We start from the raw sequence: 4,870 nt of genomic DNA on the forward strand, positions 1-4,870 counted from the left end.
AGGATTTAATCTGCGGCAGGATTGCGACAGGAGAGAATTATAATTTGACGCGTGACAGCATCGCTTAAGGACGCATATAGGCACATCACTTCCATTGTAGATTCTTGGTGCAAGTTGGTATTACAGATGGAGATGCTGGAGTATGGAAATAATTCTGCTCATCTGTCCTTGCGTATGCCTGATTGTGAACATCATATTCATGCAGATTGTGGTGTGTCAGGGGTAGTTATTAATAAAGTTAATTGTACTTATATGCACACTCCTATCGGCACAATGGATTATTTTGTCTATCGATGTATTGTAGACATCCCTAACAATCCAGTTCAAATTTTTTATCGTTGGGTAAAAGAGCAATGTTTTCTTGCTCATATCCTCATTCAGCTCAGCCCTGATGGTTTTGTTCCAGAGGAAGTCAGACAGAAGTTTGATGCTGGAGAGAGTATCATCAATTGGGATGGCTCTGACGCAGAAGGCTTTTCAGATGATATTCTCAATGAAAGTATCTTGGAGATGGCAGGTATCCAAGACCCGTTAAATCTTCATAAGTTAGATACTTGTGTAGAGCATATTGAGGAGTTCTTTGAACAGTACAAAGGCGTTGAGGAGTAATTACTATGAGCTTAGAAGAGAAAGGTTACAAAAAGAGAGATACTTCTGATTTGCTGAATTGGAGGATGCAGGTCATTGACGATGGCTCAATAAGGATTACTGGAGTCACTAAACATGGTTTTAGACAGTGCATTGAAAATGCAAATATTATTGAAGCAACGACTACCCACCTTGTGGTTGCAAGTGAAGGTAGGAGGTATCTTTTTTATAAGGATATTAGTTGGGAAAAGCCTTTAGTTCCAACAAGAATGCTTAAGAAAGTAGGACGCAAGGTATCGCTGGGGTACGCTATCTTAGACCTGCTTGCTGAGTCCTCATTATACGCATTGTATATGAGTGATGTTTTGGATTTAGTAAGGCTACAAAATATGTATCCATCCATGTATGACAATATGGACATGGATGAGGTGGCAGGGGTAGTTATAGGAGCTATCCGTCAGAGATAGCAAACAATCCTCTGAGTTAATATAAATCAAGATAATAGGCTGAAGTTGTGTGTGCTTCAGTCTATTATCATGTCCATCAGTAGATAAAAATTCTTTGAGATAATTTATGTGTTACCAAGTCTTTAAGGTACTTATCCAATTGAGAGCAATTTTCCCATTATGAAAACTGATTTAGCTAAAGTAATCTTGCAGACCTTGTAACCTGTGTGTTTGATTTAGTGCATCCAGTACCTGTAGTTCCTGTGTGTCAGTCTGTTCAGGATATTTTGAGGTGCTTTGGGGTACTGATGCCTTAAAACATTTTCTTGACAAAGTAAAAATGAGAGGTATCATACACCTACTTGGATGAGAGGGGAGTGTAAAATGTGCAAGAGTCTGTTGATAAAATTAAAGGTGCAGCAGCAATTATTCAGAACATGGTCAGCACAGATGAAGAAGTAATTTACAATGATTTAGCTTTGTTCTTTACTGCCAAACTACTGTATGAAGCTATTGATGAATTGGAAGAATTTTTGAGTAAGCAGAAAATTTGAATGTACAGATGGAGAGAGATTCTTCTTTTGTGCCAAGAAATCCAATGCTTTCAACTGTCTGGGGTATCTCTGCTCAGAAATCTGCCTAATCTTGAAAAAGAGGACTAAGAATAATCTGTTTAATCGTACAGAAGATTCTTAGTCCTCTAATTTTTTGAAGAATTCATCAAAAGATACCTGATAAAAATCTGCAAGGGCAATTAGCAGGTCGACAGTTGGGTTATTGAGTCCAATTTCTATCTTTGAATAGGTTGACCTTGCTATATCGACACCTCTTAGTTGAAGCTGTGCGAGTACATCGCAATTTCGCAGATTATGCTCTAAGCGAAGCCTTTTGATATTTTCACCAAGTAAATGATTTTCTCGTTGGTTCACTCTATCCATTTGCTATCTCCCTTATTAGAATATTTAATTTTAATATGTGTGATAAAAATAAGGGTTCCAAAATAGACCCAATGTATGCTATAATAGTGTTTAATTTTGAGTAAAAAATATTAGGGAGATGTAAGAAATGAAAAGGAAAGTATTGAGATTATTGTTATGTGGTTTACTTGCTTGTAGTATGCTTACAGCTTGCGGTGGTTCTAACAGTTCCAATAATGCTGAGGTAAGTGATAGCGATGTGTCAGAGAAGAAAGATGCTGAAGCAGATTCCACAAATATAGAAGATTTGTATGTAGAGGCAATTAATTCTTACCAAGACTATTACGAGAAAGTCAAATCAGAAAATAGTGAGTATTCAGTTGGTGCAACCATAACCCTTGATGAGGATGGATTACCTTTGTTATGGCTTTGTATAAGTAAGGGTGGCTCTAAAGATGATTGTAGAACTCAGTTGGTAGGATATGTAGATGGTGAGGCTACCATTAAAGCTGAAAGAAATGAATATGTAGTTCCATGTCCTAGTTCAGATATTATTCTTGGTATAGGTGGTGGCAGTGGAGAGAAAAAGAATATTTATGTTTGGGATGATGATAAGCAAGATTTTCGTAATATCAATAGTGAGCTGGCAGATTTAGAAAATTCAGAGACTGTATATTCAGATGAGGAGCTTCAAGAAAAGATTAATTTTTTGTATCCAGTACATAAAGGTATTAATTCTGCTGCCTCTACCGCAATACAGGTAGTGATGAATAAGTCTACTAGTCAGGTTGCATACCTTGGGTATAATGACAATAGTGTTTTCACAACATTAAGGGATTTAAATGTAATTGCTGGGATAAATTCTGAGGGTGATTGTTATGGTTATTTTTTGAAAACAGATTATAAGGATAATCGTGTTGCTCTTAGTTTTTATGAAAAACTTGCTGATAATAAACGCTTGTCTGCAGACGAAGAGGACGCTTGGTGGAAGAAAAAGTATGGTTCAGATATGGCAAGTGATGTAATTAAGGACAGTAGAAGTGTATTTACTTCATCTGATGGAACTGTTCTGGATTCTGATGTATATGAACAATATTTAAGTGTACTTAATAATGATGGATGGGAAAAAACAGGATTATCACATCCGTATGCTGATGATGTAGCGATAGGACAGTTATTAAGAGGGCTTGCCAACAAACCAATATATTCTCAGGAAGAACTTTATTTATATATGGTATCTATCCTAAGTAATTGTGAGATTACCAAAATCAATATTAGTGATATACAGGTGCAGGCTGATGAAGTGGCGACTGATTCAGATGAAAACCATGATTATTTAATTTATATCGAAGATATTGATACTATCAAAGCATATAAGGATGATAACAAAATTAAAATTGAAACCAAACGTGAAGTGGTTGATAGATATACTGGAGAAGATGAAACTGACCGCATAAAGTTCCCTGTTTCTACAGAATGCAAATTTATCAATTATGGAGTAGAATCATACGGCGAAGATATCAAGGACTTTTGCAATCTCATTGAAGAAACATTGGAGGAATTTGTTGGAGATGAGCAACCTCTTAATGTGCGTGTCGTTGTTGAATCTGGTGAGATTGTCTTATTTGGAATTGGTTATGGAGATGATTTGACAAGCTAAGATGTCTAAAAGACAATGTTCCCAAATAGCTCCAATATATGCTATAATAGTGTTTGATTTTGAGTAAAAAATATTAGGGAGATGTAAGAAATGAAAAGGAAAGTATTGAGCTTATTGTTATGTGGTTTACTTGCTTGTAGTACGCTTACAGCTTGCGGTGGTTCTGTTGATTCTGCTAAATCTGGGGTAGAGTCTGATGTTGAAGTTTCAAAAGATGATGAGACTGGCAATAAAGTGGAAGATGATTCAAATGTTTCATCTGAAGAAAACAGCACAATTGAACCATCCATCTACACAGAGTTGACTATGGGTGAAAGCAGTTTAGAAGATACACTTTCATATCTTTTTAGTGTTACAGCTGATGTAAATACAAATAATGTCACTGATTTAAGCAGTCGCTTAGATACTGCTTATGGTAAACTTATTCTTGGATATGAGGGTGAGGCATTCTTTCAATTTGATAAAAATGATGATAATAGTTATACTTTGAGAACAATTTCACATCTTAAAATGCCATATAGTGATTCTGATGACTTCAGGGAAAAGGGAGATGCCCTCATTTCTTATTTTGATAAGTTATATACTCGTGGTGTATATGCTAAAGGAGAAAATAGGTTTCCAGCATATTTAGTCAAGGATAGTGCAGATTCAATTGTTGTACTTTATATGCATCCAGATGCTACAGAAGCAAGAGGATATTTTATTGATATTGAAATGAAGTACGAAGATGCATTTGATAAGAATTTTGAAACTGAAGATGCGAATAAGAAGTTTGATGATTATTGCTGGTTTGATTCAAATGGTAATGCCTATCAGCCAGAGTTTTATAAAACAAATCTGACAGTAGACAATCTGTTTAGTAATATTGATGAGGCTAATATTGATTTATATACATTCCATGTACAAGCACCTGCTGAGGCTCAAGAAGCAGCACCAGCAGATGGCGAGTAAGTTATGGAACAGGTAATCGAGCTAATCACAATAGAAGCAGAAAGCTGTCTGCATGGTGGAGTAATAGAAGGTTTATCAAGGTTTGAGCAGTTAAATCATGATATTAAGGTTATGAATATTTGTGGATTCATTGATGAGGATACTGCTAATCAGCTCTACGAAGTAGTCAAACAATATTGTGATAAATTTATGGATTTGTTAAGGAGTGGAAAAATTAGGTAAGGTGGAATAAGATATGCTATCACTTTTGGTCAGCTTTGAGGAATAAAAACTTTTCGCATTAATTTTAAAAAATTTATAGCCATTTA

General features: G+C 35.6%; 7 protein-coding genes. 6 read left to right on the forward strand and 1 reads right to left on the reverse strand.

Translation table 11 applies throughout. The annotated features are described in order from the left end of the window. The first annotated feature begins 126 nt into the window (after nt 1–126). The 3 genes from ASU35_RS01945 (at nt 127) to ASU35_RS19050 (ending at nt 1,588) form a co-directional block, all read left to right on the forward strand. Complete coding sequence (locus ASU35_RS01945) at nt 127–609, forward strand: hypothetical protein (RefSeq protein ID WP_147525330.1); 483 nt, start codon at nt 127–129, stop codon at nt 607–609. Nucleotides 610–614: 5 nt separating this feature from the next. After that, nucleotides 615–1,055 (forward strand): hypothetical protein, encoded by a 441-nt coding sequence (locus ASU35_RS01950; protein WP_058351423.1) that lies wholly within the window; start codon nt 615–617, stop codon nt 1,053–1,055. 365 nt (nt 1,056–1,420) lie between these two features. Continuing rightward, complete coding sequence (locus ASU35_RS19050) at nt 1,421–1,588, forward strand: hypothetical protein (RefSeq protein WP_156059330.1); 168 nt, start codon at nt 1,421–1,423, stop codon at nt 1,586–1,588. Nucleotides 1,589–1,726: 138 nt separating this feature from the next. Here ASU35_RS19050 and ASU35_RS01955 read toward each other — a convergent pair whose 3' ends face one another. Then, nucleotides 1,727–1,972 (reverse strand): helix-turn-helix domain-containing protein, encoded by a 246-nt coding sequence (locus tag ASU35_RS01955; protein ID WP_058351424.1) that lies wholly within the window; start codon nt 1,970–1,972, stop codon nt 1,727–1,729. Between the two features lie 127 nt (nt 1,973–2,099). On the opposite strand from ASU35_RS01955, the gene ASU35_RS01960 reads away from it, so the two are divergent. The 3 genes from ASU35_RS01960 to ASU35_RS01970 all read left to right on the forward strand — a co-directional run bounded on the left by ASU35_RS01960 (nt 2,100) and on the right by ASU35_RS01970 (nt 4,784). Next, on the forward strand, nt 2,100–3,611 hold the full coding sequence (locus tag ASU35_RS01960) for a hypothetical protein (RefSeq protein ID WP_058351425.1): 1,512 nt from the start codon (nt 2,100–2,102) through the stop codon (nt 3,609–3,611). Nucleotides 3,612–3,701: 90 nt separating this feature from the next. Beyond that, a complete protein-coding gene (locus tag ASU35_RS01965; protein ID WP_058351426.1) occupies nt 3,702–4,562 on the forward strand; it encodes a hypothetical protein in 861 nt (286 codons plus the stop codon). A gap of 3 nt (nt 4,563–4,565) precedes the next feature. Continuing rightward, entirely contained in the window at nt 4,566–4,784 is a 219-nt protein-coding gene (locus ASU35_RS01970) for a hypothetical protein (RefSeq protein WP_058351427.1), read from the forward strand. Nucleotides 4,785–4,870: the final 86 nt, after the last annotated feature.

The sequence above is a fragment of the Acetivibrio ethanolgignens genome, from assembly GCF_001461035.1.
GTDB lineage: Bacteria > Bacillota > Clostridia > Lachnospirales > Lachnospiraceae > Velocimicrobium > Velocimicrobium ethanolgignens.

Bases quoted from the DNA above. Each gene is read 5' to 3' on its own strand.
- ASU35_RS01945 (WP_147525330.1), top strand. From the start codon at position 127: ATGGAGATGCTGGAGTATGGAAATAATTCTGCTCATCTGTCCTTGCGT.
- ASU35_RS01950 (WP_058351423.1), top strand. From the start codon at position 615: ATGAGCTTAGAAGAGAAAGGTTACAAAAAGAGAGATACTTCTGATTTG.
- ASU35_RS01955 (WP_058351424.1), bottom strand. From the start codon at position 1,972: ATGGATAGAGTGAACCAACGAGAAAATCATTTACTTGGTGAAAATATC.
- ASU35_RS01960 (WP_058351425.1), top strand. From the start codon at position 2,100: ATGAAAAGGAAAGTATTGAGATTATTGTTATGTGGTTTACTTGCTTGT.
- ASU35_RS01965 (WP_058351426.1), top strand. From the start codon at position 3,702: ATGAAAAGGAAAGTATTGAGCTTATTGTTATGTGGTTTACTTGCTTGT.
- ASU35_RS01970 (WP_058351427.1), top strand. From the start codon at position 4,566: ATGGAACAGGTAATCGAGCTAATCACAATAGAAGCAGAAAGCTGTCTG.